General features: G+C 65.8%; 26 protein-coding genes and 3 tRNA genes. 13 read left to right on the plus strand and 16 right to left on the minus strand.

Annotated elements, in window-relative coordinates:
- Positions 1–5: 5 nt before the first annotated feature.
- Genes DSM104440_RS08160 through DSM104440_RS08175 form a run of 4 tightly spaced genes read right to left on the minus strand, consistent with a single transcriptional unit; the run spans position 6 to position 3,575 of the window.
- Positions 6–947 carry a 2-hydroxyacid dehydrogenase gene (locus DSM104440_RS08160; RefSeq protein ID WP_171161517.1) on the minus strand — a complete coding sequence of 314 codons (942 nt, stop codon included), beginning with the start codon at positions 945–947 and terminating at the stop codon, positions 6–8.
- Positions 944–1,990: an Ldh family oxidoreductase gene (locus tag DSM104440_RS08165; RefSeq protein ID WP_171161518.1), complete on the minus strand. Its 1,047-nt coding sequence runs from the start codon at positions 1,988–1,990 to the stop codon at positions 944–946. Before DSM104440_RS08165 ends, DSM104440_RS08160 begins: the two co-directional genes overlap by 4 nt.
- Positions 1,987–2,841: a fumarylacetoacetate hydrolase family protein gene (locus tag DSM104440_RS08170; RefSeq protein ID WP_171161519.1), complete on the minus strand. Its 855-nt coding sequence runs from the start codon at positions 2,839–2,841 to the stop codon at positions 1,987–1,989. Before DSM104440_RS08170 ends, DSM104440_RS08165 begins: the two co-directional genes overlap by 4 nt.
- The gene (locus tag DSM104440_RS08175) at positions 2,838–3,575 is read right to left on the minus strand and encodes an SDR family oxidoreductase (protein ID WP_171161520.1); all 738 of its coding nucleotides are present in this window, start codon (positions 3,573–3,575) and stop codon (positions 2,838–2,840) included. Before DSM104440_RS08175 ends, DSM104440_RS08170 begins: the two co-directional genes overlap by 4 nt.
- A 70-nt stretch (positions 3,576–3,645) precedes the next feature.
- On the opposite strand from DSM104440_RS08175, the gene DSM104440_RS08180 reads away from it, so the two are divergent.
- The 6 genes from DSM104440_RS08180 (at position 3,646) to DSM104440_RS08205 (ending at position 9,821) form a co-directional block, all read left to right on the plus strand.
- Positions 3,646–4,359, plus strand: coding sequence for a FadR/GntR family transcriptional regulator (locus DSM104440_RS08180; protein ID WP_171161521.1), 714 nt, complete (start codon positions 3,646–3,648; stop codon positions 4,357–4,359).
- A complete protein-coding gene (locus DSM104440_RS08185; protein WP_171161522.1) occupies positions 4,356–4,913 on the plus strand; it encodes a TRAP transporter small permease in 558 nt (185 codons plus the stop codon). The genes DSM104440_RS08180 and DSM104440_RS08185 overlap by 4 nt, the downstream gene beginning before the upstream one ends.
- On the plus strand, positions 4,913–6,316 hold the full coding sequence (locus DSM104440_RS08190) for a TRAP transporter large permease (protein ID WP_212758267.1): 1,404 nt from the start codon (positions 4,913–4,915) through the stop codon (positions 6,314–6,316). Before DSM104440_RS08185 ends, DSM104440_RS08190 begins: the two co-directional genes overlap by 1 nt.
- An 8-nt stretch (positions 6,317–6,324) precedes the next feature.
- On the plus strand, positions 6,325–7,848 hold the full coding sequence (locus tag DSM104440_RS08195; RefSeq protein WP_171161523.1) for a UxaA family hydrolase: 1,524 nt from the start codon (positions 6,325–6,327) through the stop codon (positions 7,846–7,848).
- 76 nt (positions 7,849–7,924) lie between these two features.
- Positions 7,925–8,893, plus strand: coding sequence for a sialic acid TRAP transporter substrate-binding protein SiaP (locus DSM104440_RS08200; protein WP_171161524.1), 969 nt, complete (start codon positions 7,925–7,927; stop codon positions 8,891–8,893).
- 49 nt (positions 8,894–8,942) lie between these two features.
- Positions 8,943–9,821 (plus strand): universal stress protein, encoded by an 879-nt coding sequence (locus DSM104440_RS08205; protein ID WP_171161525.1) that lies wholly within the window; start codon positions 8,943–8,945, stop codon positions 9,819–9,821.
- Positions 9,822–9,828: 7 nt separating this feature from the next.
- On the opposite strand, the gene DSM104440_RS08210 is transcribed toward DSM104440_RS08205, so the two are convergent.
- Positions 9,829–10,347, minus strand: a complete 519-nt coding sequence (locus tag DSM104440_RS08210) for a hypothetical protein (RefSeq protein WP_171161526.1) — start codon at positions 10,345–10,347, stop codon at positions 9,829–9,831.
- Positions 10,348–10,364: 17 nt separating this feature from the next.
- Positions 10,365–10,787 carry a GreA/GreB family elongation factor gene (locus DSM104440_RS08215; protein WP_171161527.1) on the minus strand — a complete coding sequence of 141 codons (423 nt, stop codon included), beginning with the start codon at positions 10,785–10,787 and terminating at the stop codon, positions 10,365–10,367.
- Positions 10,788–10,917: 130 nt separating this feature from the next.
- Here DSM104440_RS08215 and DSM104440_RS08220 point away from each other — a divergent pair, with 130 nt between their 5' ends.
- Positions 10,918–11,823 (plus strand): LysR family transcriptional regulator, encoded by a 906-nt coding sequence (locus DSM104440_RS08220; protein WP_171161528.1) that lies wholly within the window; start codon positions 10,918–10,920, stop codon positions 11,821–11,823.
- Between the two features lie 6 nt (positions 11,824–11,829).
- On the opposite strand, the gene mnhG is transcribed toward DSM104440_RS08220, so the two are convergent.
- Genes mnhG through DSM104440_RS08255 form a run of 7 tightly spaced genes read right to left on the minus strand, consistent with a single transcriptional unit; the run spans position 11,830 to position 18,879 of the window.
- Positions 11,830–12,114 carry a monovalent cation/H(+) antiporter subunit G gene (gene mnhG, locus DSM104440_RS08225; RefSeq protein ID WP_171161529.1) on the minus strand — a complete coding sequence of 95 codons (285 nt, stop codon included), beginning with the start codon at positions 12,112–12,114 and terminating at the stop codon, positions 11,830–11,832.
- Positions 12,111–12,392 (minus strand): K+/H+ antiporter subunit F, encoded by a 282-nt coding sequence (locus DSM104440_RS08230; protein WP_171161530.1) that lies wholly within the window; start codon positions 12,390–12,392, stop codon positions 12,111–12,113. The genes mnhG and DSM104440_RS08230 overlap by 4 nt, the downstream gene beginning before the upstream one ends.
- Complete coding sequence (locus tag DSM104440_RS08235; protein ID WP_171161531.1) at positions 12,389–12,856, minus strand: Na+/H+ antiporter subunit E; 468 nt, start codon at positions 12,854–12,856, stop codon at positions 12,389–12,391. The genes DSM104440_RS08230 and DSM104440_RS08235 overlap by 4 nt, the downstream gene beginning before the upstream one ends.
- The gene (locus DSM104440_RS08240; RefSeq protein WP_171161532.1) at positions 12,853–14,397 is read right to left on the minus strand and encodes a monovalent cation/H+ antiporter subunit D; all 1,545 of its coding nucleotides are present in this window, start codon (positions 14,395–14,397) and stop codon (positions 12,853–12,855) included. The genes DSM104440_RS08235 and DSM104440_RS08240 overlap by 4 nt, the downstream gene beginning before the upstream one ends.
- Positions 14,394–14,738 carry a Na+/H+ antiporter subunit C gene (locus DSM104440_RS08245; protein WP_171161533.1) on the minus strand — a complete coding sequence of 115 codons (345 nt, stop codon included), beginning with the start codon at positions 14,736–14,738 and terminating at the stop codon, positions 14,394–14,396. Before DSM104440_RS08245 ends, DSM104440_RS08240 begins: the two co-directional genes overlap by 4 nt.
- Positions 14,729–17,575, minus strand: coding sequence for a monovalent cation/H+ antiporter subunit A (locus tag DSM104440_RS08250; RefSeq protein ID WP_171161534.1), 2,847 nt, complete (start codon positions 17,573–17,575; stop codon positions 14,729–14,731). The genes DSM104440_RS08245 and DSM104440_RS08250 overlap by 10 nt, the downstream gene beginning before the upstream one ends.
- 41 nt (positions 17,576–17,616) lie before the next feature.
- Positions 17,617–18,879 (minus strand): TerC family protein, encoded by a 1,263-nt coding sequence (locus DSM104440_RS08255; protein WP_171161535.1) that lies wholly within the window; start codon positions 18,877–18,879, stop codon positions 17,617–17,619.
- 219 nt (positions 18,880–19,098) lie between these two features.
- Between DSM104440_RS08255 and DSM104440_RS08260 the strand changes: the two genes are divergently transcribed.
- The 3 genes from DSM104440_RS08260 to DSM104440_RS08270 all read left to right on the plus strand — a co-directional run bounded on the left by DSM104440_RS08260 (position 19,099) and on the right by DSM104440_RS08270 (position 22,569).
- Positions 19,099–20,130 carry a type II secretion system protein gene (locus DSM104440_RS08260; RefSeq protein ID WP_171161536.1) on the plus strand — a complete coding sequence of 344 codons (1,032 nt, stop codon included), beginning with the start codon at positions 19,099–19,101 and terminating at the stop codon, positions 20,128–20,130.
- Positions 20,131–20,783: 653 nt separating this feature from the next.
- On the plus strand, positions 20,784–21,665 hold the full coding sequence (locus DSM104440_RS08265) for a hypothetical protein (RefSeq protein ID WP_171161537.1): 882 nt from the start codon (positions 20,784–20,786) through the stop codon (positions 21,663–21,665).
- A 73-nt stretch (positions 21,666–21,738) separates the two neighbouring features.
- Complete coding sequence (locus DSM104440_RS08270; protein ID WP_171161538.1) at positions 21,739–22,569, plus strand: hypothetical protein; 831 nt, start codon at positions 21,739–21,741, stop codon at positions 22,567–22,569.
- 10 nt (positions 22,570–22,579) lie between these two features.
- On the opposite strand, the gene DSM104440_RS08275 is transcribed toward DSM104440_RS08270, so the two are convergent.
- The 3 genes from DSM104440_RS08275 to DSM104440_RS08285 all read right to left on the minus strand — a co-directional run bounded on the left by DSM104440_RS08275 (position 22,580) and on the right by DSM104440_RS08285 (position 24,374).
- On the minus strand, positions 22,580–23,029 hold the full coding sequence (locus tag DSM104440_RS08275; RefSeq protein ID WP_171161539.1) for a hypothetical protein: 450 nt from the start codon (positions 23,027–23,029) through the stop codon (positions 22,580–22,582).
- Positions 23,030–23,124: 95 nt separating this feature from the next.
- Positions 23,125–23,199 (minus strand) — tRNA-Val (locus DSM104440_RS08280).
- Complete coding sequence (locus DSM104440_RS08285; protein WP_171161540.1) at positions 23,190–24,374, minus strand: methyl-accepting chemotaxis protein; 1,185 nt, start codon at positions 24,372–24,374, stop codon at positions 23,190–23,192. The genes DSM104440_RS08280 and DSM104440_RS08285 overlap by 10 nt, the downstream gene beginning before the upstream one ends.
- A gap of 88 nt (positions 24,375–24,462) precedes the next feature.
- On the opposite strand from DSM104440_RS08285, the gene gltX reads away from it, so the two are divergent.
- The 3 genes from gltX to DSM104440_RS08300 all read left to right on the plus strand — a co-directional run bounded on the left by gltX (position 24,463) and on the right by DSM104440_RS08300 (position 26,057).
- Complete coding sequence (gene gltX, locus DSM104440_RS08290; protein WP_171161541.1) at positions 24,463–25,845, plus strand: glutamate--tRNA ligase; 1,383 nt, start codon at positions 24,463–24,465, stop codon at positions 25,843–25,845.
- Positions 25,846–25,891: 46 nt separating this feature from the next.
- Positions 25,892–25,967 (plus strand) — tRNA-Ala (locus DSM104440_RS08295).
- Positions 25,968–25,981: 14 nt separating this feature from the next.
- Positions 25,982–26,057, plus strand: a tRNA-Glu gene (locus DSM104440_RS08300).
- Positions 26,058–26,091: the final 34 nt, after the last annotated feature.

Below are 26,091 nucleotides of genomic sequence, written 5' to 3' on the forward strand. Positions count from 1 at the left end.
CCCACTTATTGGTGCGGCGTGACCAGCGGCTTGCCCGCGAAGTGCGCGGCGAGATTGTCGATCACGAGCTGGCCCATCGCCGTGCGCGTCGGGTGCGTGGCGCTGCCCACGTGCGGCTGCACGACCACGTTGTCGAGCGCGAGGAGTGCTTCGGGCACGGCGGGTTCCTTGTCGAAGACATCGAGGCCCGCGGCGCCGAGCTTGCCGTCGCGCAGGCATTCGATCATCGCGGCTTCATCGATGAGCGAGCCGCGCGCGATGTTCACGATCGTGCCGTCCGGTCCCAGCGCTTCCATGACGGCGCGGCTCACCATTCCGCGCGTCTCGGCGCCACCGGGTGCCGCGACGACGATGATGTCCACGTCCTTCGCGAGCGCGAGCGGGTCGGCGTAGTAGGGATACGACACGCCGGCCTGCTTGTTGCGGCCCTGGTAGGCGACTTTCAGGTTGAAGGCTTCGCAGCGCTTCGCGATCGCCTTGCCGATACGGCCGAGACCGATGATCCCGACGGTCTTTCCATCCTGGAGGCTGCGCGTGAGCGGCATCGGCCCCTTGAGCCACTTGCCTTCGCGCACGTAGCGATCGCCCTGGGGTACGCGACGGATCGCGGCGAGCATCAGCATGAGCGCGACATCCGCGACATCTTCCGTGAGGACGTCGGGCGTGTTCGTGAGCGCGAGGCCGCGGCGTCGAACCGCATCGACATCCACGGAATCGACACCGACGCCGAAGTGCGAGATCACCTTCAGCTTCGGGAGCTTGCCCATCGTCGCGTCGTCGATGCCCTTGCCGCCGGTGGAGGCGACCGCGGTGATGCGATCGGCCACGGAGGCGAGGAATGCGTCGCGGTCGGGCGCCTCCCATACCTTGTGCACGGTGTAGCTGGCTTCGAGGACTTTTTGCGTGGGCGGGAACATCGGGCCCATCAGGAGGAGATCGGGTTTCATGCGGCGGCGGGTTGGAGGGGTTCGACGCCAAGCTTGACCGACCACTTGTGCATGTCGGCGAGCGCGGCGCTTTCGATGGGAATGCCGTTGTTGCGGCGGTCGGTCTCCGCGGCGAGCTCGGGCTCGCCGGGGAAGAGGATGTCGCCGCGGGAACGAAGGTCCGCGATCATCGTGTCGATCGTGGCTTCGAGTGTTGCCGCACCGGCGAAGCGGCGCGGGTCGATCGCGATCATCAGGTGCCCGAGCTTGCGCGGCTTCTCGAGCTCTTCGTACATGCTCGTGATCTTTGGTCCGTAGGTCATGCCATTCATCGCGCCGCACAGCAGATCGATCATCAGGGCGAGGCCATAGCCCTTGTAGCCGTAGACCGGTCCACCAAGAGGAATCCCGGCCTTCGCCGCGTGCGCGTCGAGCGTAGGGGCACCCGTGGCGTCGATCGCGATGTCCGGTTCAAGGGGAACATTCTCGATGCGGGCGTTGAGCACCTTGTTCCACGCGACCTGGCTGGTCGCCATGTCGAGGCACATCGGGTCACCGACAGCACGCGGGAATGCGATCGAGAGGGGATTGGTGCCGAAGAAGGGTTCGCGCCCGCCGTGCGGGGCCACGACCGAGCTCGAATGCGTGAAGGCGATGCCGATGAGTTTCTTCCGCGCAGCCGGGCGCGTGTAGAGCCCTAGCGCGCCGCAATGGCTGGAATCGCCCACGCCCACGACACCCACGCCGCTGGTGAACGCCATCTCCATCGCAAGATTCATCGCGCGCATGCCATGGATGATCCCGAGGCCGTCCATGCCATCCATTTGCGCGGTGCAGGTGCCGGTGCGCTTCATGAGCGGAACCGCGGTCGCGGAGATCGAACCGTTCGAGAGCCGCGTCATGTAGTGCGTGAGGCGAAGGATGCCGTGCGAATCCACGCCCCAGAGGCTGGTTTGCACGAGGGACTCCGCCACCAAGCGCGCATCGGCAGGAGGAACGCCGACCGCTTCGAGACACGCGACCGCCCAGGCCGTGAGGCGCCCGGGCAGGACGCGTACGGTCATCTGTGGCTCCAGGCCACGACTTTTTGGCGCTGCTCGCCCAGGCCGTCGATGCCGAGCGTCACGACGTCACCGGGCTTCAGGTAAACGGGCGCGGGTTTCATGCCCAAGCCTACTCCGGGCGGCGTGCCGGTGGTGATGATGTCGCCGGGCAGCAGCGTCATGAAGCGGCTGATGTACGACACGAGGTGCGCGGCGCCGAAGATCATCGTGCGCGTGCTGCCGCGCTGGCGCTTCTCGCCGTTCACGTCGAGCCACATGCCCAGCGACTGGGGATCGGTGATCTCGTCGGTGGTGACGAGCCATGGGCCCACGGGGCCGAAGCTGTCGCAGCCCTTGCCGCGATCCCACTGGCTGCCGCGCTCGAGCTGGAAATCGCGCTCGGAGACATCGTTGATCACGCAGTAGCCGGCGACGTAATCGAGTGCCTTGTTCTCGGGCACGTACTGCGCCTTCGTGCCGATCACGATGCCCAGCTCCACTTCCCAGTCGAGCTTGGTCGAACCCTGCGGCTGGATGATGTCGTCATTGGGGCCGGTGAGGCACGTAGTAGCCTTCATGAAGAGGATCGGTTCCTTCGGAATCGGCATGTTCGATTCCGCGGCGTGGTCCGAGTAGTTGAGGCCCACGGCGACGAACTTGCTGATGCCGGCGTACGGCACGCCCAGGCGCGGCTTCGATTTCACGATCGGCAGCGACTCGGGCTTCACGCGCGCGAGGCGCGCAAGGTTGCGGGGCGCGAGCATCGCGTCGTCGATCTGCACGACGATCTTCGACAGATCGCGGATGTTGCCGTCCTTGTCCAGCAGTCCCGGCTTCTCGCGGCCCGGTGCTCCGTAGCGCAGCAGCTTCATAGGCTCATTCCTCCATCGACGAATACGGCCTGGCCCGTCATGAACGACGATTCGTCCGACACCAGGTATACGAAAGTCTCCGCGATTTCCTCGGCGGTGGCGAGTCTTCCCATCGGTTGTCGGGCAATGAAATCTTTTCGCGCTTGTGCTGGGTCCGCGAAGGCGTTGATGCGATCGCCCAGCGAAGGCGTGTCCACCGTGCCCGGGCACACACAGTTCACGCGGATGTTCTGCTTCACGTGATCCGCAGCCAGCGCGCGCGTGAACCCCGCGACCGCGGCCTTGCTCGCGGCGTAGGCGAGGCGATTCGGCGCGGCTTTCTCGCCGCCCAGGACGCTCGCCATGTTGAGGATGACGCCGCCGCCCTTGGCGATCATCTTGGGCAGCATCGCGCGAATCACCGTGTACATGGAGCGCACGTTGAGGTTGAAGCTGCGGTCCCAGTCCTTCGGTTCGCACTCGAGGATGGTTCCGTGATGCACCCAGCCCGCGCAATTGAAGAGGATGTCGACCGCACCGACGTCGTTCACGAAGGCGGTGACCGCGGCGTCGCTCAGGACATCGAGGGGGCGGGTGGTGATGTTGGGCGTGCCCGAGATCTCCGCGAGGAGCTTCTCGTTCACGTCGGTGGCGATCACCTTCGCGCCTTCGCGGGCGAAAGCGAGCGCGGCGGCGCGCCCCATGCCAGCGGCGGCAGCGGTGACCAGCGCGGTCTTGCCTTGGAGTCGGTTCATGAGTGTTGACAGGGGGTGGGGGGCCGTGGAGACTGCCTCGAAAGTGGCCTGACCACTTTACCAGATTCGAATGCCCATCCAAGCGGTCGAGAGCCGGCGTCTGTACCGGCAAATTGCGGACCAGATCGCGGCGCTCATCGACAAGGGTGAGTACCGCGCGGGCGCCCGGCTGCCTCCGGAACGAGCGTTGGCAACGCAGCTCGGCGTGTCTCGGCCCTCCGTTCGCGAAGCGCTGATCGCGCTGGAAGTCGAAGGCTATGTCGAGGTTCGCGTCGGATCCGGCGTGTACGTCACCGGCCGCCGTCCCGCGGGTTCGATGGCTCCGTTGCCTGCTGATTCCGGTCCTTTCGAGCTCATCAAGGCGCGCTGGCTGATCGAGAGCGAGTGTGCGGCGATGGCCGCGAAGGCGGCGACGAAGGCGCAGATTCGCGCGATCGAGGAAGCGCTCGCGGCGATGGAAAAAGATACCGATCACGGCATCATGCCCCTCGAGAAGGACCGCCTCTTTCACCTGCGGATCGCCGAGGCTTCAGGCAATAGCGCGATGGCGCTTGTGGTGCAGACCCTCTGGGATCAACGCATGGGCCCGCTCTTCCTGCGGCTCGAGCATCACTTCGATACGCCCGGACTGTGGGAAGTCGCCGTTCGCGAGCATCGCGAGGTCGTGGCCGCGATCGGCCGCAGGGACCCGGCCGCCGCCCGCTCGGCAATGCGCCGCCACATGGACCAGTCCACGAAGCGGTTCAGCGCGAGCTGGTCGAAATCAAGGAAGGGGAAAGCATGACGGAGCAGGAACACGTCCTCAACGAGAAGGGCGAATTCCAGGTCGTCGATGAACCGATCGACCTTTCGCACTACCGCTTCGAGGACTGGGTCGCCTTCGTGATCTTCTGGGTCCTCGCCTCCGTGATCTTCTACCAGTTCTTCACGCGCTATGCGCTGAACGATTCGGCTTCGTGGACGGAGGAGATCGCGAGGTATCTGCTGATCGCCACCGTGTTCGTGGGCGCGGCGATCAACGTGCGCAAGAACAACCACATCCACGTGGATTTCTTCTACCGGTTGCTGCCGCACAAGGTGAATCGCGTGATGTCGACCCTCGTCGATGTCCTGCGCGTCCTGTTCACCGGCTACTGCGTGTGGCTTACCTACCTCCTCATGCAAAAGATCGGGTCCCAGCGCATGGCAATCATCGATTGGCCCATCGGCATCCTCTACGGCTTCGTGATCGCGGGCTTCGCGCTCATGACGTACCGGGGCATCGGCGTGACGATCGCCAACTGGAAGCGCGGCGCTTCGGTGCTCGAGCGGCCGGAGCTTGCGGACGAGGCGAAGTGATGGGTCCCGGATCGTTCAAGCTGCTGTTCCTCGCCTTGATGGGCTCGGGAATTCCCGTGGCCATCGCGATGGCGGGTGCGTCGCTCATTTACGTCATGGTCTCGGGCAATATCCCGGACTACGTCGTGATCCACCGCATGGTGGGCGGGCTCGATTCCTTCCCGCTGCTCGCCGTACCGTTCTTCATCCTCGCGGGCAACCTCATGAACTCCGCGGGCATCACGAACCGGATCTACAACTTTGCGCTCGGTCTCGTGGGCTGGATGCGCGGCGGCCTGGGTCACGTGAACGTCGTGGGCTCGGTCGTGTTCGCCGGGATGTCGGGCACCGCGATCGCGGATGCCGCGGGCCTGGGCACGATCGAGATCAAGGCGATGAGGGATCACGGCTACTCGGCGGAATTCGCCGTGGGCGTGACCGCCGCCTCGGCAACGCTGGGACCCATCATCCCGCCGTCGCTGCCGTTCGTGATCTACGCGCTGTTCGCCAACGTGTCGGTGGGCGCGTTGTTCCTCGCCGGGATCCTTCCGGGCCTGGTGATGACGATCCTCATGATGATCACGGTCGCGTACTTCGCGCACAAGAACAAATGGGGCGCGGACATTCCGTTCCAGTGGCCGCGCGTGCTCAAGGCCGTGGGCGAACTCGCGATCGCGCTCGGCTGGCCGCTCGCGGTGTGGGGCGCATCGGAGCTCGGTGCGAATCCGCGCGTGGCCGTGGTTGGCGGCCTCGTGCTCCTCCTTCTCGCGGACTGGAAGTTCAAGTTCCAGGCGGTTCTTCCGATCATGACGCCGGTGCTGCTGATCGGGGGAATGACCACCGGCGTCTTCACGGCGACCGAGGGGGCGATCGCCGCGTGCGTCTGGGCCCTCATGCTCGGCGTCATCTGGTATCGCGTGCTGACGCTGAAGAAGCTGATCAAGGTGTCGATGGACACGATCGAGACCACATCGGCGGTCCTGCTGATCGTCGCGGCCGCTTCGATCTTCGGCTGGATGCTCACCGCGACGCGCACCACCGAGATGATCGCGACGTGGGTGCTGTCGGTGACGACCACGCCCGGCGGGTTCCTGCTGCTCGCGAACCTGCTGATGCTCTTCGTGGGCTGCTTCCTCGAGCCCACGGCGGCGATCACGATCCTGGTTCCGATCCTGCTGCCCATCGTGCGCCAGCTCGGCATCGATCCCGTCCACTTCGGGCTGGTGATGGTGCTCAACCTCATGATCGGGTTGCTGCATCCACCCATGGGACTGGTGCTGTTCGTCCTGGCACGAGTCGCGAAACTGTCGGTCGAACGAACGACCATGGCCATCCTGCCGTGGCTGGTCCCGTTGCTCATCAGCCTCGGGCTGGTGACATACTTTCCGCAGATCAGCCTCTGGCTGCCCAACGCCATGAAGTAGGAACGCCCATGCTCCGAGAGACCCCGCTTTATCTTCGCCTCAATCCCGCCGACGACGTCGTCATCGCCTGCCGCGAGCTCGAGCCCGGCACCAACCTGATCAAGGAAGGCGTGATCGTCGCCGAGCGCATCCCGGCCGGCCACAAGGTCGCCACGCGCGCCGTTGCCAAGGACGCGCCCGTGCATCGCTACAACCAGGTCATCGGTTTTGCGACGCGGGCCATCGCGCCCGGCGCGCACGTGCATGTGCACAACCTGGAGGTGCGCGACTTCGCGCGCGACTACGCGTTCGGCGAGGCGTACAAGGCGACGGAGAAGGTCGAGGCGCCGGCGACGTTCCAAGGCATCGTGCGCCCCGATGGCCGCGTTGCCACGCGCAACTACATCGGGGTCCTTTCGACGGTCAATTGCTCCGCGACGGTCGCGAAGTACGTGGCCGAGCAGTTTCGCGGCGATGCGCTGAAGGAATTCCCGAACGTCGATGGCGTCGTGCCGCTCGTGCACACGATCGGCTGCGGCATGGGCTCGGAAGGCGAGGGGATCGATATTCTTCGCCGCACGCTCGCGGGCTATGCCAAGCATCCGAACTTCGCGGGCGTGCTGATCATCGGCCTGGGGTGCGAGAGCAACCAGATGGGCGCGCTCTTCTTCACGCAGGGGTTGAAGGAAGGCCCGCTGTTGAAGACGCTCGGCATCCAGGATGCCGGCGGGACTGCGAAGGCCGTGGCCGAGGGCGTGCGCCTCGTGAAGGAAATGCTGCCGTTCGCCAATGACGTGAAGCGCGAGACGGTTCCTGCGAGCCACATCACGGTGGGCCTTCAGTGCGGCGGCTCGGACGGCTATTCAGGCATCACCGCGAATCCCGCGCTGGGTGCGGCGGTCGATCTTCTCGTGAAGCACGGTGGCACGGCGATTCTTTCGGAGACGCCCGAGATCTACGGTGCCGAGCATCTGCTCACGCGCCGTGCTGCTTCACGCGACGTCGGCGAGAAGATCGTCGAGCGCATCAAATGGTGGGAGGAATACACCGCGCGCAATCACGGCGAGATGAATAACAATCCTTCGCCTGGGAACAAGGCCGGTGGCCTCACCACGATCCTCGAGAAGTCCCTCGGCGCGGTCGCCAAGGGCGGAACGACGGGGCTGATGGGCGTGTACGAGTACGCATTCCCCGTGACCGCGAAGGGCTTCGTGTTCATGGACACGCCGGGCTACGACCCGGTGTCGGCGACGGGGCAGGTCGCGGGCGGCGCGAACCTCATCTGCTTCACCACGGGCCGCGGCTCCGTGTACGGATGCAAGCCGTCGCCTTCGCTGAAGCTCGCGACCAACACGACCATGTACCAGCGCATGAGCGACGACATGGATATCAATTGCGGGGAGATCCTCGATGGATCGCTCTCCGTCCAGGAGGCCGGGGAGCGAATCTTCCGGCTCATTCTTGAAACGGCGTCGGGCAAGCCCAGCAAGAGCGAGATGCATGGCTTCGGCGCGGATGAATTCGTTCCCTGGCAGCTCGGGGCGGTGATGTAAGGCAAGGCAGGAACCACAGATGGACACAGATGAACACAGATAAGAACGCACAAGTTCTTACGACGAGGAGAGAGAAATGAAGCGGATCGGATTGTTGCTGGCGGCGGTGGTAGCGGCGGTGTCGTTCGGCGCTATGGCCCAGACGAAGCTCAAGTGGGCGCACGTGTACGAAACCAGCGAGCCGTATCACACGGCCGCGGTGTGGGCGGCGGGCGAAATCGCGAAGCGGACCAACAACCGTTATGCGGTCGAAGTGTTCCCGGCCTCGTCGCTCGGCAAGGAAACCGACATCAACCAGGGCCTCACGCTGGGCACGGTCGACATCATCTACACGGGACAGCTCTTCGCCGGCCGTACGCACGGACCTCTGGCCATTGGCGGCGCGCCGTTCATGTTCCGCGACTTCGATCACTGGAAGGCCTATTCGACGAGCCCGCTGTTCACGGAGCTCTCCGACGGTTACTTCCAGAAGAGCAGTGGCAACAAGGTCGTCGCGATCACGTACTACGGCGAGCGCCACGTCACCTCCAACAAGGCGATCAACAAGCCCGACGACATGAAGGCGCTGAAGATCCGCGTGCCCGATGCGCCGCTGTACACGATGTTCCCGCGCGCGGTCGGTGCGAACCCGACGCCGATTGCCTTTGCCGAGGTGTACCTCGCGCTGCAAAACGGCACGGTCGATGCGCAGGAGAACCCGCTGCCCACGATCGACGCGAAGAAGTTCTACGAAGTGCAGAAGTTCATCGTCCTCACGGGCCACATCACCGACGCGCTGCTGACGATCGTGGGCGGGCCGACGTGGGCGAAGCTCTCGGCCGACGACAAGAAGACGTTCGAAGCGGTGCTTCGTGAGGCTGCGGCGAAGGCCACGGCGGAGATCGTTGCCATCGAACAGAAGCTTGGCGCGGAGTTCGAAAAGCGCGGCAAGACGGTCGTGAAAGTTGACCGCAAGCCCTTCCGGGAGGCCGTGATGAAGCTACACAACGGGCCGGATGCGACGTGGACGAAGGACGTGTACGACAAGCTGCAGGCCATCAAGTAGCTGATGCGACGGAGCGCGTCGTGGGCATGACCCTTTCAAGGACAAAGCCATGCAGCCGATCCGCTCCGTCCTAGCCGCCACCGACTTTTCCGCGCACGCCGATGCGGCCGTGCGGCGCGCGGCGCAGCTCGCCACGTCTCTTGGCGCGTCCCTGCATGTGCTGCACGTCGTCGATGACGTCCGGCTCGGGCTCCTCCGCGGCCTGATTCCCAATGTCGCCGACGTCCAGGCTCGCGTCCTCGAGAAAGCCAACGGCCTCATGACGAAGGCCACCGCCGCCATCGAAGGACCCTGCGAAAGCCGCGTCGAGATCGGGCCGTTGCGCCCCGCGATTTTCTCCGCCGCCCGCGACCACGACCTTCTCGTGCTCGGTGCGCACGGGGCCCATCGCGCCCGAGCCGCGCTGATCGGTTCGACCGCGGAGCGCATGCTCCTCAGGTCCGAGCGGCCGATGCTGGTCGTGAAGGGCAAGCCCGCCGGCCCCTATCAACGCGTGGTCGTGCCGTGCGAGGACGCGGAGCCGGCACGGCGCGCGCTCGAGATCGCCCTGCGGGTTGCGCCCGGCGCGCGCGTGACGCTGGTGCACGCGTTCGAGGTCGAGTTCGAGGGGATGCTGCGGCGCTCAGCCGTGTCCTCCGAGCGCATCGCGCAACTGAGGAGCGACGGCGCGCAACGCGCCCAGGCCTGGCTCGAGAGCCTGACGCAGGGCCTCGAAGCCGCGGAGGCCGTGGGCATCATCGTGGAGCGGGGGCCGGCGAGCAGCGTCGTGCTTGACCTCGCTCGCCGCGTCGACGCGGACCTCATCGTGATGGGCAAGCAGGGCCGCTCCGTCGCCGGCGAGATATTCCTGGGCAGCGTGACGCGGCACGTGCTCGCAGAGTCGCGCTGCGACGTGCTGGTGGTGCCCGCGAGCCGCGATTCGAATTGAAGCGGCTTCAGGCCGCTTCCGGACCGTCACCCTGCGGCAAGGGTGCGTACCGGGCCAGGCGAATCGCAGAGTCGGCGCCGCCACCGGTCAGCCTGTCCAGCGCCGCCGGCAGGCCCAGGAGCAGCGCGAGCGGCGCCTCCGCGCGGAGCAGGTAGGTGCGCCCGCGAATGCATTCCTCGTCGACGCGCGCGCCGCGCCGGCGAACCTCGGCGAGGATCGCCGCCGCGTGCTCCTTTCGCGAGACGACGCGCACGTTCATCACCGGCTCTTGCGCCGGCTCGCCGGGAATCACGCGCACGACCGGCGGCCGCAGCTCGACGAAATCGCCGTAGAGCTCGCGCAGGATGCGCGCCGGCGGGTCGAGTGCGCTCTCGTTGGCCGCGAAAAGCGCGAGCCCCGCCGTTCCCGGCCGCGCCAGCAGTTCGTCGCTGTCGGCGAGCGCCACCTTCGCGCGACGGGCGAACTGCAGCTGCGACGCCGCGCTCCGTGAGCGCACCATCGTCTTGAGCGGATATTGGTAGTACATGGCGTCTCCTCCCTCGACTAGCGGGTGAAATGCCCCGCGGCTTCAGGCTGGTAGTGGATCTCGAGCAGGCGGATCATGCGATGCGTTCCGTCAGGCAACTCGACTGCGGCGAGCCCGCCGGCACGGCTGCCGAGCAATGCCCGGCCCACCGGCGAGACCACCGAGATGCGGCGCTTGCCGACCGACATCTCGTGGGGGTAGACCACGGTCACGCGATGCACCGACCGCGTGACCTCGTCGCGGAAACTCACGGTCGAATTCACCGTGACCACGTCGGGATCGATTCCCGCGCCCGGTACGATCTCGGCCTCCTGCTCGACCATGTCGATCAGGCCGGCGAGCGCGCCCACGGACTCGCCGCGGCCGGGCAGGCGATGGCCGAGCTCGCGTATACGAGCCGCGTCGAGTTCGGTGATGAGGCGGATGTCTTGGTCGGTCATGGCTGCTCCCAGTGTGTCTGCGTCTGCCCTTGAAGGATGGGGGCGCGCGGGAGCTTCGATAAGCCTCCCTGGGTGCACTTCGCCGTTTCCGGGGAGGAAACAATCACCGCGGGAGCGGATAATGCGTTCCATGGAAGACCTGGAACGCATGGCGATCTTCGCGCGCGTCGTGGAGGCGAAGGGATTCTCCGAGGCGGCCCGCCGGCTGGGCTTGTCGAAGTCGCTCGTGAGCAAGCAGGTGTCGCGCCTGGAGAAAAGCGTGGGCGCGCGGCTGCTGCACCGCACCACGCGCTCCATGAGCCTTACGGAAGCGGGCGCCGTCTTCTACGAGCACTGCGCGCGCATCCTCGAAGAGGAAGAGCAAGCACGCCGCGCGGTAGGGCGGTTGCACGCGGGCCCGCGCGGTGTGCTGCGCATCAGCGCGTCGGTCGCCTTCGGCACGCTGCATATCGCGCCCGCGCTGCCCGAGTTCCTCGCGCGCCATCCCGAGGTGAGCATCGACATGGCCATCGGCGACCGCCTGGTCGATCTCGCCGACGAGGGTTTCGACCTCGCGATCCGAATCGCGGCTCGCCCCGGCGACAATCTTGTCGCGCGCAGGCTCGCGCCGGTGAAGCGCAAGATCTGCGCGACACCGGGTTACTTCAAGCGTCACGGCGTGCCCCGCACGCTGGCCGACCTCGCGAACCACAACTGCCTCACCTACACGTTCGCCGAGCCCCGCGATGCCTGGCGCCTGCGCGGGCCGCGGGGCGACATCGATGTGCGCGTGGCTGGGAACCTGCGCCTCAACGATGACGAGGCGCTTTCGGCCGCGGTCCTCGGTGGCCTCGGCGTGGCGCTGCTTCCGACATTCATCGTCGGCCGCGACCTGCAGGCAGGACGCCTGCGCGCCGTGCTATCCGATTACGTTCCCCACGGCAGCCATGTCCACGCCGTCTACCTGCCGACTCGCCACCTGCCGCTGAAGGTGCGCGCGTTCATCGACTTCCTGCGCGAGCGCTTCGGGCCCGAGCCCTACTGGGATCGCCCCTGACTTGCCCTACGCGGTCGGACGCATGAGCGCCGCGCGCCCCAGGAGCTGGTAGGTCACCGGCGTGCTGAAGGTGACGAACACGGCGATCAGGATCTCGTGAAGCACGAGGCGCGACTCGAGCAGCCCGAAGTGCAGCATCGAGCCGGCGAGAATCAGCAGGGTTCCCACGGTGGAGCCCATGGTGGGCGGATGCATCCGTTCGAAGAACGTGGGCAGCCGCAGCAAACCCAGCGATCCCACGAAAGCCACCAGCGCCCCGAGGAAGACCAGCAATGCCGCGAGGTCGGTCATTCGATCACCTCGCCGCGCAGGAGGAACTTGGCCGCTGCCGCCGTCGAGACGAATCCGAGCACGCCGATCACGAGCGCGGCTTCGAAATAGGTCCGCGTGTCCGCGGCCACTCCGAAAGTCAGCACCAGAAGCATCGCGTTCACGTAGAGCGTATCGAGGGCGAGCACGCGGTCCTGGGCCTGCGGGCCGAGCAGCAGTCGCACCAGGGCGAACGCCAGGGCGAGAGCGAGCAGGACCTGGGCCAGGGGGATGAGGCCGGTGAGGGGCGCGAGGCTCATTCGAAGATCTCCATGAGGGGGCGTTCATAACGCTGCTTGATCTCGCTTGCCAGCGCTTCGCCGTCGGCGAGGTCGAGGACGTGGAGGGTGAGGATGTTTCCTTCGCGGTCGTAGAGCGCCCAGCTCGTGCCCGGTGTCGCGGTCACGATGCAGGCGAGCGCGGCGAGGCCGGCGGGGGCGCGCAATTCAAGCGGCACGGCAAGAAACCCGGCGGCGCGCCGCGCCGGGCCCAGGCCAAGCACGATGCGCGCGACGGCGACGTTGGAGCGCAGCACATCGATGACGACGCGAAGCAGAAGCAGGAGGGCCGTCATGGGGCGGCGAACGGCGCCCGTCCTGCCCTGCAATCTGCGTAATGACGCGAGTCCGAGTCCGGCGATGGCGGCGCCGAGCAGGATGTGCCCCGGTGCCAGCGATTCGTTCAGCGCGAGCCAGAGCGCGAGGAGGGTGAGGAAGATCTTCATCGCCGGGGAAGCACCGCGTCCACGTAGGCCTTGGGCGAGTGCAGCGCGTCCGCCGCATCCTGGAAGTAGCGCATGGCGGGGCCGGCCGCGATGGTGAGTGCAAGACACAGGGCGAGGAGTGCGGCGATCGGCGCGAGCTCGATGAGCAGCACTCGCGGCACGGCGCTTGCCTCCGCCCAGAAGATCGCAACACCGGCGCGAGCGAGGGCGACGAGCGCCGCCAAGCCCGTAACGAGCAGCAGCGCGAGCAGTACCCAGGCGGGCCCCTCCACCGGAGTCGGCGCCAGTACCGCGGACAACATGCTCACCTTGGCGAGGAACGCGGGCAGCGGCGGCATGCCCGCGAGCTGCAATGTGCAGCCCAGGAATGCGACGCCGAGCAACGCCATGGTGGCCGGGATGGCCGGTCCCGAGCCTTCCCCGGGTTCCTCGTCGTTGTCGATGCCGAACGCTTCGCCCGTTACGGCGAGGACGTCGGCGCCGGGCGCGCGTGCGCGCTGCACGAGCTCGACGAGCATGAAGAGCGCCGCGAGTCCGAGGGTGGAACCCACGAGATAGAAGAGCGCGCCGGATGTGACTCCCGCGTCGGAGCGGCTGATGGCCGCGAGCAGGGTGCCGGACGAAACCACCAGGCTGGATGCCGCGACACCGCCGAGGCCCTGCGCCGCGAGCATGCCTGCCGCGCCGAAGACACCGGTCGCAATCCCACCGTAGAAGAGCAGTTCGCTTCCGGCCTGGCCGCCGAAGAAAAGCAGATACAGGCGGAGCACCGCGTAAACCCCGACCTTGCTGAGGATCGCGAACAGCGCGGCTGCGGGAGCGCTCGCGGCCGCGTAGGTCGCGGGCAGCCAGAAACCCAGCGGCCAGACCGCGGCCTTCACGAGGAATGCGATGGCGAGGATCGCGGCACCGGACTCCAGGATCGCCCGGTCCGCCACCGCTACCTCGGGGATGCGCTCGACGAGCTGCGCCATGTTGAGCGTGCCGGTGACGCCGTAGATGAGGCTCACCCCGACGAGGAAGAGGAGCGAGGCCGCGAGGTTCACCACGATGTAGTGCAGGCTCGCCCGCACGCGCGCGACTCCCGAGCCATGCAGCGCGAGGCCGTAGGAGGCGACCAGCAGCAGCTCGAAGAACACGAACAGGTTGAAGAGGTCGCCGGTGAGGAAGGCGCCGTTGAGTCCCATGAGCAGGAATTGCAGCAGGGCGGGGAATCGGCCGGTGCCGTGCCAGCGCGCGAGCGAGAAGACCAGCGCGGCCGCACCGAGCAGCGTCGTGAGCAGGACCATCACCGCGGCCAGGCGGTCGGCCACGAGCACGATGCCGAAGGGTGCGGGCCAGTTGCCGAGCGCGTACACCGTCGGGGCGGGCGCGTCGGCGAGCCGCAGCAACGCCACGGCGGCGATGAGTTGCACGAAGACCGAGGCCAGGCCCACGCCCGCTTTCATGCGCGAGGTACGCGCATCGAGCAGCAGCAGCGCGGCCCCGGTCGCGAGAGGCAGCAGGACCGGAAGGATGGGCAGGTGCGCGGCCCAGTTCATTCCTCGCGCTCCTGTCCGTCGACGTGGTCGGTGTCCGTGAGGCCGCGGGCGGCGAGCAACACCACCAGGAGCAACGCGGTGGTGGCGAAGCCGATCACGATGGCGGTGAGCACGAGCGCCTGCGGCAGCGGGTCGGCGAAGCGAGAGAAGTCCGGCGTTCCGGCGGCGTCCACGATCGGGGGCAATCCGTTGCGCACCCATCCCATCACGAAGATGAAGAGGTTCACGCCATAGGAGATCAACGCCAGGCCGATGATCACCTGGAACGTGCGCGGCCGAAGGACGAGCCACACCCCGGAGCCCGTGAGCACGCCGATCAGCAGGGCCACGATCAGTTCCATGGATGCCTCGTGCCCTGGTGGGCGAGCGCAATGAGCAACAGGCCCGTCGCGCCCACGACAAGCGAGAAGACGCCGAGGTCGAAGAGCAGCGCCGAAGGGACGTGCAATTCGCCCAGGATCGGCAGCGTGATGTGCGCGGTGTGCGAAGTGAGGAAGGGATGGCCGAAGAGCCACGCGCCCGCGCCCGTGGCCGCCGCGAGCAGCAGGCCGCTGCCGATCCAGCGCATCGGCCGTATGGCGAGCCGGTTCTCGGCCCAGCGCGTGCCGCCCGCCAGGTACTGCAGGACCACGCCGATCGCGAGCGCGACGCCGGCGGCGAAACCACCGCCCGGGGAGTTGTGTCCGCGCCAGAGCAGGTACACCGCGAGCACGGCGATCATGGGAAACATGAGCCGCGTGACCACGCTCGGCACGAGCATGACCTCGTCGGCGTCCGCGCGGACCTTCTGGCGCGGCGGGATCGCGAGGCTCTCGTGCGCCGGGCGGAACCGCCGCAGCAGCGCATAGACCGTGAGACCCACGACCGCGAGCACCGTGATCTCGCCCAGTGTGTCGAATCCGCGGAAGTCCACGATGATCACGTTGACGACGTTGAGTCCACCGCCATCGGGAAGCGCGTGCTCCACGAAGAACCGCGAGATCGCCTGGTCGGGCAGCGGACGCGTCATCACGGAATAGGCCAGTGTCGCGAGCCCTGCGCCGCAGGCGGCCGCCACGCCGAAGTCCCGGCCGCGTCGCAGCCGCGATGCCCGAGCCGCGGCCGGCGTCGACAGGGATTCGCTGCGCTTGGGCAGCCAGCGCAGGCCCAGCATCAGGAGCACGGTGGTGACGATCTCGATCAGGAGCTGCGTGAGCGCGAGGTCGGGGGCCGCCATGCGAACGAACACGAGGCAAACGGCGAGGCCCGCGCCGCCCGCGAGCAGGAGTGCCGCGAAGCGATGGAAGCGCGCTTGCCACGCCGCGGCAACGGCGCAGGCGGCGCCGACGGCGCAGGAGATCGCGAGCGGCGCGTCGATGGGCGTCGCCGCGAGGGGTCCCGGGGCGAGCCCGCGATTCCACACCGGCCAGGTTCCCGCGGCGAGGGCCACGAGCGCGAGCCAGCGCAGTTGGGTCTGGAGGCGTTGCGTGCCCGCGTAGCGTTCCACCGCGCGCGGCCATCCGCGCGTCAGCATCACGAAGAGGTGATCGAACGCGCTGCGGCTGTCGATGCGCGGCATGAGCGACACCGAGGCGTCGCCGCCCGTGAACCGCCGCCGCAACACGATATAGAGGAGGATGCCGCCCGCGAGCGCGCCCAGGCTCATCAGGAAAGGCGTGGTGAGTCCATGCCATGCCGAGAGGTTGTATTCAGGGGTTCGCGTGCCCAGGATCGAGCGCGCCGCGATGTCGAGGAAAGGGCCGATCGTGAGGGCCGGGAGGATGCCCACGGCGAGGCAGCCGAGCACCAGGAGCTCGATGGGAAAGCGCATCCAGCGCGGCGGCTCTTGCGGCGTGCGCGACAGCCCCTCCGGCGGCGGGCCCAGGAACACGCCGTGGATGAAGCGGGTGGAATAGCAGACGCTGAAAACGCCCCACGCCACCGCGAGGTACGGAATCGCCGCGTCGATGGAACGGACCGGCCCTTCCACGCTGAGCGCTTCCGAGAAGAACATCTCCTTGGAGAGGAATCCGTTGAGCAGCGGCACGCCGGCCATCGCTGCTGCTGCGACCGTCGCGAGCGTCGCGGTGATCGGCATGAACCGGTAGAGGCCGGAGAGGCGGCGAATGTCCCGCGTGCCCGTCTCATGGTCCACGATGCCCGCGGCCATGAAGAGCGAAGCCTTGAAGGTCGCGTGGTTGAGCATGTGGAACACCGCCGCGACGACACCCAGCGGCGTGTTGAGGCCCAGCAGCACCGTGATCAACCCGAGGTGGCTCACGGTCGAGTAGGCGAGCAGGCCCTTGAGGTCGTGCTGGAAGATCGCGACGTAGGCCCCCAGCACGAGCGTGATGAGGCCCGCGGATCCGACGATCCACATCCACGCCTCGGTGCCGGCGAGGACGGGCCACAGCCTCGCCATGAGGAACACGCCGAGCTTCACCATGGACGCCGAGTGCAGGAACGCAGACACGGGCGTGGGCGCGGACATCGCGTGGGGCAGCCAGAAGTGAAAAGGAAACTGCGCGCTCTTGGTGAGCGCGCCCGCGAGCACGAGCAGCAGCGCCGGCAGATAGAGCGAGTCGGCCTGGATGGCCTCGCGTGCGGCGAACACCGCATCCAGGTCGTAGCTGCCGGCGATCCGCCCGAGGATCAGGACGCCCGCGAGGAGGCACAGGCCTCCGGCGGAAGTGATGACCACCGCGATTCGCGCCCCCTCTCGCGCCGCGGCGTTGCGGTGCCAATACCCGATGAGCAGGAACGAACAGAGGCTGGTGAGCTCCCAGAAGAAGACGAGCTGGACGAGGTTGCCCGACAGCACCACGCCGAGCATCGCGCCCATGAAGGCGAGGAAGTAGGAGAAGAATCGCGGCACCGGGTCCGACGCCGACATGTAGTACCGGGCATAGAGGACCACGAGGAAGCCCATGCCCGTGACGAGCAGCGCGAACACCCACGCGAAGCCGTCGAGGCGCAGCGTGAACTCGAGGCCGAGCGTGGGCACCCAGGGCAATGACAGCCGCACGATCTCGCCTTGTGCCATCGACCCGTGAGCGGTCCACGCGAGCACGTGTGCGGCCAACGCCACCGCGCCCGCGAACCACGCGGCGCGCTTGCGGGCCTGCGCGGGGAAGAGCGCCGCAGCGAAGCTTCCCGCGAAGGGCAGTGCGAGGAGGACAGACAGGGCTTCGGGGAGCATGCGACACGCCGCTTCGACTGACGCCAAAGGATAACAGGCCGTCAGCCCTGCGCGCCCTCGTGCGGGAACTCGCCCGCGATGGCTTGCAGCAAGTCGGCGCGCGTCACGAGGCCGTGGAAGTTCCCGTGCTGATCGACGACGAACATCATTTCGGCGGTAGAGCGCTTGAACTGGACCAGCGTGTCGAGCACCGAGGCTTGCGCGGAGATCGTCGGCACCGATCGCGCCAAGGCCTCCAGTGCGATGGCCTTGCCGTCGATGCATTGCGCGAGGATGTCTTCCTTGCGCACCACGCCCTGCATCATCTGAATCGAGCGGCCAACCGGAAACTCGCGATGCGAACTCGCGCGCAGCGTGGCGAGCAGGTTCGGGTCTGCCGGATCGAGCCAGGCCACCTGGTGGCTCGGCGTCATTACGGCGCTGACCTGCCGGTCCGCGAGGCCCAGCACGCCGCCCACCAGGCGGCGCTCGGCCGCGCCGAACATCGTCTCGCCGGCCGGCGCGGCTTGCGCGGGCGCAGGCGCGCTGCCGAGGAGGCGCAAGACCGCGTCGGCGACTTGCGGCCGCGTCAGTCGTTTCTTGCCGGCCGCACGCCGCTCCTTGCGCGATGCGAGCTGGTTGATCGTTTCGACCAGGATCGAGAAGCCCATCGCCGCGTAGACGTAGCCCTTGGGCACGTGCATGCCCAGGCCATCGACCACCAGGACCAGGCCGATCATCAGCAGGAAGCTCAGGCACAGGATGATGAGCGTCGGGCGCGCGGTGATGAAGTTCGTGAGCGGTCGAGCGGCCACCAGCATCGCGATGACCGCGACGACGACGGCCGTCATCATCACGTAGAGCTCGTCCACCATGCCGACCGCGGTGATCACCGAGTCGAGCGAGAACACGAGGTCGAGCGCCACGATCTGGGCCACCACGGGCCAGAACTTCGCGTGCGCCGCCGCACCGCCGGAATCCCCCTGCGCGCGCGATTCCACGCGCTCGTGGATCTCCGTGGTCGCCTTGACCAGCAGGAACGCCCCGCCCGCGATGAGGATGAGATCCCGCCATGACAACGAGAGGCGCCAGAAGCTCAGGACGGGTTCGTTGAGCGACATCACCCAGCTGATGGCGGCGAGCAGGCCCAGGCGCATCACCAGCGCGAGCGACAGGCCGATGAGGCGAGCGCGCTGCCGATGCTCCGGCGCCAGCTTGTCAGAGAGGATGGCGATGAACACCAGGTTGTCGATCCCGAGAACAATCTCGAGACCGATCAGCGTCAGCAGGCCAATCCAGATGGTCGGGTCGGCGATCCATTCCATCGTCCGGCTCCTCGCGATCGACGGGAAGGCCCCATGGTGCATGAGGTCGTCCAGCGGCAACAAGGTTGTTGCGATCACCTATTAATGCGAGCGGCGTGTCTCCTGGCTGAGGACAAGAAGACGTTCGAGGCTGTGTGAGGCGGCGGCCAAGGCTACCGCGGAGATCGACGCGATCGAGCAGGAGCGCGGGGTGAGGTTGAGAAGCGCGGCAAGACCGTGGTGAAGGTCCTCTACGCCCTTCCGGGAAGCCGTGATGAAGCGGCACGCGGGCCGGATGCGACATGGACGAGCGACGCCTACGACAAGCTGCAGGCGGTAACGTTGCCCACCTACAGTAGAATCCAAGGAATGCATACCCCCGGATTCCGTGCTCGCGCCTCTGGTTTCACGCTCGTTGAGATCGGCGTTGTCCTGATCATCATGGGCTTGCTGCTCGTGATGTTGATCGGGATCACGAGCTCGATGATTGGAAACCAGCGCCGAGCGGAAACGCGGAACAAGCTGGCCAATGTTGAGACGGCTCTAGCGCTGTTCGTTTCCAAGAATCTGCGCCTTCCCTGCCCGGCGGACGGTGCGATGACCTCGGCGAACGCCAACGCGGGACTCGAGCGCATCGACATGTCTGCCCCGCCCAACTACACATGCAACGTCGGAGGGGCCGGTTTGCAGACAAACGGCGTTGTGCCATGGCGTTCGCTAGGTCTTTCGGAGTCCGACGCAACCGATGGCTGGGGGGCGCGGCTCACCTATCGCGTCGCCCCGGAGTTTATCCGTCAGAGTTCGATGAATATGACGGCCTGCGATCCTGGGGGTAGTTCGGGTGCGGTCACCTTGGTAGCCGGCACCGGATACTGCAACGCAGCCTGCCTCACGCCGCCGTTCTTGGCATCCAACTGTACCTCCCCTGCAAACGCAACCGTCACCCGCGGGCTCTCGGTGCGGAACCTAAGTTCGACTCTGACCCTGATCATGGATCCCGCCAATCCCTCGAACACAGGGGCGGCGTATGTAGTTATTAGCCATGGTGAAAACAGGGCCAGAGGTCGGAACAGCGAGGGAATTCTCTTAGATGCGTCCGGAATTGGAACCCTCGAGGCCAACAATGCCAACGACCAAGCGTTGGCGGGGTCGGTCTACGTTGACGATTTTCAGGTTTTCAAGGCGGATGCGGATCACTTCGATGACTTCGTTCTCCGGCCCACGATTCTTGCTGTCGCTGCCAAGGCGCAACTCGGTCCACGGGCACACTAGTGAGAAGCAGCGTCACTCGGCGAGGCCAGCGCGGATTCGTCCTCGCCGTTACGGTGCTAGTCCTTGTCACGCTTGTTGCCACTCTACTTTTCGTTCGCGCTCTTTCGGCTCCCGGCGTCGGCATGGAGGGTGAGGCGGCTACCCAACGAAATCTCGACCTTGTCTCGACCGCACTCGTTGCGTATGCAAGCAAGCAGGAGGCGCTTCCCTGCCCGGCGGTGGGATCCGCTGCTACAGGAATCGCGGCCTCGACCGGTCCGAGTTCCTGTGACGCAACCGCAGGGGTTGTCCCATGGTCGACACTGGGAATTTCCGTTGACACTGCGACTGACGGATGGGGGCGACTGATTTCTTATCGTGTGGCCTCGGGAGCGAATGGCCTTACGCGAGCACGAGGCGCCAGTCTCGTCGACTGCAATAGCAATCCCCATCCCGCGATAGCGAACAATGCGGCTGTCGCCAACCTTTCGTCGAGCTACTTGTGTCAAGGCGATCGAACGAAGCCTGACGAGCATGGCAATCCGCCAGCGGCGTTCAATACCGCCACGACGACAGGAGCGCGGACGACCCTGCTGATTCAAGGCGACGGAGCCGACAAGCTCTACGTGGCCTTTGCTCTGATAAGCCACGGTCCGACAGGATACGGGGGGGTCATGCGGGATGGCACTGCTGTGCTTGGCGATTTGGCCGCGACCGGCCGGGAGGCGACCAATGCCACCCGCACAGGCAATACCTTTTTCGGTTCCGAGCGCACAGTCGATGTACCGCCAACAGCAGTCAGCCATTTTGACGACGTGATTCGGTATATGACTCTCGCGGAACTCGTCGGCAAGGCCGGTCTTGGTGCTAGAGATTGGGGAGCAAGTGCCTCGCTGCCGCTGGCCACCGCTGGATCCTCTACGTTCAACAGAGCTACGGTTGAAGCTGCGGTCGGAGTTGCGGTCAACAACAATACCTTCGATCAGAGCTTGACCTTTGGCGCTGGTGGCTCGGCCGTGTCGGTACAGGCATTCGGATCAAGCGCGCGAGACATCTCCTTTACCGAGGGCGCCCGTGGATCGGGAATCGGCACTATCGGTGGCGGAAGCACCTCAGCCACAAACGCGACAGTTAACAGCGCGTCCGATGAATTTCTCCGATTCAACACGGCAATTGCAAGATCCCTCGGCATCACGCTGGTGGATTTCGGAACTTCCGGCGGTGCAACTCGCTTCGAGCGGGTACGGTTTACGTTCTACCTGTCAGGGACTCAGGTGGGGTCGCAGATCATCAAGGCTGCGTGCCAGAACAGGAACCCAGCCATTCCGACAAACCCAGCAGAAGTGAACTACCCAGGCAGTGCTAATTTTTCGCTTTCGCCTGGCGGCAACTTCAACAGGGTCGATGTGGAGCCGATTACGACGACATCGGGTGATTCCGAATCCGCAATTCTGGTGGGATCATTTCGTGTGTGCACTTCGTTGATCACCACAGCCGAGTGCATTTCACCCACTCGAAACATTGACGAGCCAGACAACCTGAATGACTGCCCCTAGAAAGCGTTCTTCTCATCGATTCGCCGACACCAGCGGTCCTCTCCGGACATCAGAACAACGATTGGAGCAGCGAATGAGAAACACCTTCGGACTAGTCTTACTTTGCGCCCTTGGGCAGTCAGCAATTGCACAAGACGAGCCCCGCACGCTCCCCTTCCTCGGCGAGGAAGCCCGCAAGCGAGGCTACGAGCTCCCCGAGCCCTTCGGCGTCGGCCTCGTCTACTACAAGCTCAATCGCGACATCGAAGTGTCCGACGTGCGCGTGGGGCGCAATGGCACGGTGCCCAGCTCCGTGAGCCAGTACGCCGATCTGGGCTCGACCTCGGACGTCGACAACATCAACGTGAAGGTCGACGTCTGGCTGCTCCCGTTCCTGAACGTCTACGGCATCGTGGGAAAGATCTGGAACAAGTCCGACACAAATATCGACGTCACGCTTCCGCCGCTCCTTCCCAATGGACCAACGCGCAGGTTCCAGACGACTGTGCCGACTTCCATCGAAGGCACCGTGAAGGGGCTCGGGGTCACGCTCGCCGGTGGGTACAAGTCCTTCTTCGGCGCGTTGGACGTGAACTGGGCCAAGGCGGATATCGGTTTCGATGAACGCTTGAAGGCGGTGGTGTCCTCGGCGCGCGCGGGATGGCATGGCACCGTGGATGGTCGTCCGCTGCGCGTGTGGGTGAACGCAACGTACTGGGACACGTTCGCCGTCGCGAAGGGACACGTCGCAGATCCGGACGGCGGAACGCTCAACTTCGAGGTCGAGCAGGGGCCGAAGTATCCGAAGACCTACGGCGTGGGCTTCCAATATTCGCCGCGGAAGTGGTTCGACCTGGCCGTGGACACGGGCACGGACGGACACGGCGGCTGGTACGTCGCCATCGTGCCGGTGATTCGCTTCTAGGGATCGGTCTTCACTCGGGGCACGGGCCCGCCCCTATTTCCTGCCGCCACTTGTTCGCAATCCTGAGGTGCTCGTCCGCCACTGCGAGCCCGGATTTCTTTTCCTGCCTTGCAGTCGCGCAGGCCCCAGCCGCGCCGTTCAGCGCCTGCTCCCGGTACAGGCGAGCCGCCGCGAGATTCTGGTTCACGAGTTGCTGGGACGCCTTGGCCTGCTGCTGCAATTTGTCGTTCGCAAGTATTCGGCCGGGTCCTTCGGTTTCCCACGTCTTCACGAACTTGAGCGGCGCGACCACTTCGAATTCCACGTTGGACCACGAGGTTCGAATCGGCTTGCATCGGACTGTCCCGGCGGCCGCCTCATACGTGCCGGCCGGACAGGGATCAGCGGCACTCGCACTTGTGCAGAGCAGCGGCGACAACAGGGCCGCCGAGAGCACCAGCAATGGAATTGCACGGATCATGGTTGCTTTCTTGGGAGACGGACAAGCGGAGAGGGGACCGGCCTGCAAAAAGAAAACGGCCCCAGACTCGGGGCCGTTTTGCAGTCGCGGATTCTTGGTGGGTCGTACTGGGATCGAACCAGTGGCCCCTGCCGTGTGAAGGCAGTGCTCTACCGCTGAGCTAACGACCCGGCTGAAACGCGAGCATTTTACCAGAGCGCACGCTCCGTGGCTCGATCGTCACGTCGGTTGTGGCCTCGTCGATCTTGAATCGTTGCACGAGCATGCGCATCGCGTCGGCCTGGCCCTGCAGCGAGCGGGCGCTTTGCAGGCCCTCCTGGGCAAGCGCCGCATTCTGCTGCGCGATGCCATCGAGCAGCACCACCGCCCGGTTGATCTCCGTCACGCCGGTGCTTTGCTGTGAGGAGGCTAGCGCGACCTGGCCCATGAGCTGCGCGGCCTCGTGCACGCTGGCGACGATGTCGTCGATCACCTTGCCGGCCTCGGCTGCGCGGCGGTTACCGTCGCGGACCTCCACGTTCGATTTATCGATGAGCGCCTTGATCTCCTTCGCGGCATCCGCGCTTCGTTGCGCGAGCGTGCGCACTTCGGAGGCGACGACGGCGAATCCGCGGCCCTGCTCGCCAGCGCGGGCAGCTTCCACTGCGGCGTTCAGGGCGAGGATGTTGGTCTGGAAAGCGATGCCCTGGATGACGCCCGTGATCTCGCCCATGCGGCGCGAGCTGACGTCGATACGCTCCATGCCCTCGACGAGCCCGTGCACGGCCGACGCTCCGCGGCGCGCCACGTCCTCGGCGCCGCGCGCGAGGACCGAGGCCCGGCCGCAGCTGTCTGCGTTCTGCCCCACGGTTCGCGCGAGTTCCTCCATGGCCGAAGCCGTCTCCTCGAGCGTGGAAGCTTGCTGCTCCGTGCGCTCGGTGAGGTGCGCGCCCGCTGATGCGATCTCGCCGGAGGCGCCCGCGAGCTTGTCCGCAGTTCCACGCACGCTCGACACGATGCCGCCGAGGTTGCCATTGACGGTGAGGAGGGAAGTCAGCAGGTTCTGGAAAGAGCCGCCCAGCTGCACCTGCTCACCGGAGGTGAGGTCACCGTTCGCGAGTCTCACGATCATCGCGGTCAGGTGCTTGAACCCCAGTGTGGCTTGCACGTACCAACAGATCATCACGTAGATCGCGGCGATGACGAAGAGCCAGATCGCGATGCGCGTTCCGACCATGGCCTGCGAGCCGACGTCCGCGTAGAGGATCACGAGAGGCATCAAGTACAGGAAGCTCGCGAGCGGCATCTTCACGCGATTCGAGATCCGGTACATCAGCGAGATGCCCGGGGACAGAATGAATTTCACTTGGCAATCCTCCGGAGTGGGCTCTGCACTGGCCCTCTGCCATACGGTACTCCGGCGAGACGGGTTCGTGAACATTTAGAATGTAGGGATGATCCGAACCCGATTCGCTCCCAGTCCCACCGGCATGCTCCATGTCGGTGGTGCCCGCACCGCGCTTTTCAGCTGGGCCTATGCCCGCCGCCACAAGGGCGTGTTCGTCCTACGCATCGAGGACACGGACCAGGAACGCTCCACGCTCGAGAACGAGCAGACGATCCTCGAGTCGCTCAAGTGGCTCGATCTCGACTGGGACGAAGGCCCGTTCTATCAAATGAAGCGCCTCGACCGGTATCGCGAGGTCGCGGAGACGTGGCTCAAGGAAGGCAAGGCGTACCACTGCTATTGCTCGAAGGAAGAGCTCGACGCGATGCGCGAAGCGCAGATCGCGCGCGGCGAGAAGCCTCGCTACGACCGCCGCTGGCGCGATTCGAAGGACACGCCGCCCGCCGGCCGCACGCCCGTCATCCGCTTCAAGAATCCGCTCAGTGGCGACGTGACGTGGAACGACGCCGTGAAGGGCACCGTCACCGTCTCCAACGACGAGCTCGATGATCTCGTGCTCATCCGCACCGATGGCCTGCCCACGTACAACTTCGCGGTGGTCATCGACGACGTCGACATGTCCATTACACATGTCATACGCGGCGACGATCACGTGAACAACACGCCGCGCCAGATCAACCTGTATGCGGCGCTCGGCGCGCCCACGCCCACGTTCGGCCACGTCCCGATGCTGCTCGGTCACGATGGCCAGAAGCTTTCGAAGCGCCACGGGGCGGTGAGCGTCACCCAGTTCCGCGACGAGGGCTATCTTCCCGAAGCGGTGGTCAACTACATCTCCCGCCTGGGCTGGTCCCACGGCGACGAGGAGATCTTCAGCCGCGAGAAGCTCATCGAATGGTTCGACCTCGAGCACGTGAGCCGCTCGCCGGCGCGGTGGGACTCCGAGAAGCTCAAGTGGATCAACGCGGAGTACCTGAAGCGCCTCACCGACGCGGATATCGCGGGGCGTCTGCAGAGCGCGAAGCCCGAGGTCTACAAGTTCATCGCCTCGGTGATGGATCCGGTCGCGATGACCGCAGCGGGCCGAGCGAAATTCCAACTGCTCACGGACCACGAAGCCTTCCTGATGGCGATGGCCGAGCCGAGCCATGCGGACGATGCGGCGAAGGAACACCTGAATGAAGCGGGCAGGGCGGTGCTGAAGGAAGTGAAGGCGCGCCTCGAAGCGCTTCCCGAATGGACCGCCCCGGCGATCAGCGCGGCGCTCAAGCAAACCGTGGCCGACCTCAAGGTGAAGATGCCGCAGGTGATGATGCCGTTCCGGGCCGCGCTCACGGGCCTCACGCAGACGCCGGCCATCGACGCGATCGCCGCCGCCCTGCGAAAAGACGTCGCCATTGGCCGGATCGGAAGGGCGATCGGCACCTGATCCTTTGCGAATCAAGGCCAAAGCCGCTATAATCTCGCGCTCGGTTGGGGGTATAGCTCAGCTGGGAGAGCGCTTGCATGGCATGCAAGAGGTCAGCGGTTCGATCCCGCTTACCTCCACCAACCCGAAATAAGTAGTCCCCATCGTCTAGAGGCCTAGGACACCGCCCTTTCACGGCGATAACCGGGGTTCGAATCCCCGTGGGGACGCCAGAAACGAAAACGGCCACCAAGTCGGTGGCCGTTT

Source organism: Usitatibacter palustris, from assembly GCF_013003985.1.
In the GTDB taxonomy this organism is placed as follows: domain Bacteria; phylum Pseudomonadota; class Gammaproteobacteria; order Burkholderiales; family Usitatibacteraceae; genus Usitatibacter; species Usitatibacter palustris.

What these genes read in the sequence shown, in the direction of transcription:
- DSM104440_RS08160 (WP_171161517.1), bottom strand. Translation starts at nt 947, where the DNA reads ATGAAACCCGATCTCCTCCTGATGGGCCCGATGTTCCCGCCCACGCAA.
- DSM104440_RS08165 (WP_171161518.1), bottom strand. Translation starts at nt 1,990, where the DNA reads ATGACCGTACGCGTCCTGCCCGGGCGCCTCACGGCCTGGGCGGTCGCG.
- DSM104440_RS08170 (WP_171161519.1), bottom strand. Translation starts at nt 2,841, where the DNA reads ATGAAGCTGCTGCGCTACGGAGCACCGGGCCGCGAGAAGCCGGGACTG.
- DSM104440_RS08175 (WP_171161520.1), bottom strand. Translation starts at nt 3,575, where the DNA reads ATGAACCGACTCCAAGGCAAGACCGCGCTGGTCACCGCTGCCGCCGCT.
- DSM104440_RS08180 (WP_171161521.1), top strand. Translation starts at nt 3,646, where the DNA reads ATGCCCATCCAAGCGGTCGAGAGCCGGCGTCTGTACCGGCAAATTGCG.
- DSM104440_RS08185 (WP_171161522.1), top strand. Translation starts at nt 4,356, where the DNA reads ATGACGGAGCAGGAACACGTCCTCAACGAGAAGGGCGAATTCCAGGTC.
- DSM104440_RS08190 (WP_212758267.1), top strand. Translation starts at nt 4,913, where the DNA reads ATGGGTCCCGGATCGTTCAAGCTGCTGTTCCTCGCCTTGATGGGCTCG.
- DSM104440_RS08195 (WP_171161523.1), top strand. Translation starts at nt 6,325, where the DNA reads ATGCTCCGAGAGACCCCGCTTTATCTTCGCCTCAATCCCGCCGACGAC.
- DSM104440_RS08200 (WP_171161524.1), top strand. Translation starts at nt 7,925, where the DNA reads ATGAAGCGGATCGGATTGTTGCTGGCGGCGGTGGTAGCGGCGGTGTCG.
- DSM104440_RS08205 (WP_171161525.1), top strand. Translation starts at nt 8,943, where the DNA reads ATGCAGCCGATCCGCTCCGTCCTAGCCGCCACCGACTTTTCCGCGCAC.
- DSM104440_RS08210 (WP_171161526.1), bottom strand. Translation starts at nt 10,347, where the DNA reads ATGTACTACCAATATCCGCTCAAGACGATGGTGCGCTCACGGAGCGCG.
- DSM104440_RS08215 (WP_171161527.1), bottom strand. Translation starts at nt 10,787, where the DNA reads ATGACCGACCAAGACATCCGCCTCATCACCGAACTCGACGCGGCTCGT.
- DSM104440_RS08220 (WP_171161528.1), top strand. Translation starts at nt 10,918, where the DNA reads ATGGAAGACCTGGAACGCATGGCGATCTTCGCGCGCGTCGTGGAGGCG.
- mnhG (WP_171161529.1), bottom strand. Translation starts at nt 12,114, where the DNA reads ATGACCGACCTCGCGGCATTGCTGGTCTTCCTCGGGGCGCTGGTGGCT.
- DSM104440_RS08230 (WP_171161530.1), bottom strand. Translation starts at nt 12,392, where the DNA reads ATGAGCCTCGCGCCCCTCACCGGCCTCATCCCCCTGGCCCAGGTCCTG.
- DSM104440_RS08235 (WP_171161531.1), bottom strand. Translation starts at nt 12,856, where the DNA reads ATGAAGATCTTCCTCACCCTCCTCGCGCTCTGGCTCGCGCTGAACGAA.
- DSM104440_RS08240 (WP_171161532.1), bottom strand. Translation starts at nt 14,397, where the DNA reads ATGAACTGGGCCGCGCACCTGCCCATCCTTCCGGTCCTGCTGCCTCTC.
- DSM104440_RS08245 (WP_171161533.1), bottom strand. Translation starts at nt 14,738, where the DNA reads ATGGAACTGATCGTGGCCCTGCTGATCGGCGTGCTCACGGGCTCCGGG.
- DSM104440_RS08250 (WP_171161534.1), bottom strand. Translation starts at nt 17,575, where the DNA reads ATGCTCCCCGAAGCCCTGTCTGTCCTCCTCGCACTGCCCTTCGCGGGA.
- DSM104440_RS08255 (WP_171161535.1), bottom strand. Translation starts at nt 18,879, where the DNA reads ATGGAATGGATCGCCGACCCGACCATCTGGATTGGCCTGCTGACGCTG.
- DSM104440_RS08265 (WP_171161537.1), top strand. Translation starts at nt 20,784, where the DNA reads ATGCGGGATGGCACTGCTGTGCTTGGCGATTTGGCCGCGACCGGCCGG.
- DSM104440_RS08270 (WP_171161538.1), top strand. Translation starts at nt 21,739, where the DNA reads ATGAGAAACACCTTCGGACTAGTCTTACTTTGCGCCCTTGGGCAGTCA.
- DSM104440_RS08275 (WP_171161539.1), bottom strand. Translation starts at nt 23,029, where the DNA reads ATGATCCGTGCAATTCCATTGCTGGTGCTCTCGGCGGCCCTGTTGTCG.
- gltX (WP_171161541.1), top strand. Translation starts at nt 24,463, where the DNA reads ATGATCCGAACCCGATTCGCTCCCAGTCCCACCGGCATGCTCCATGTC.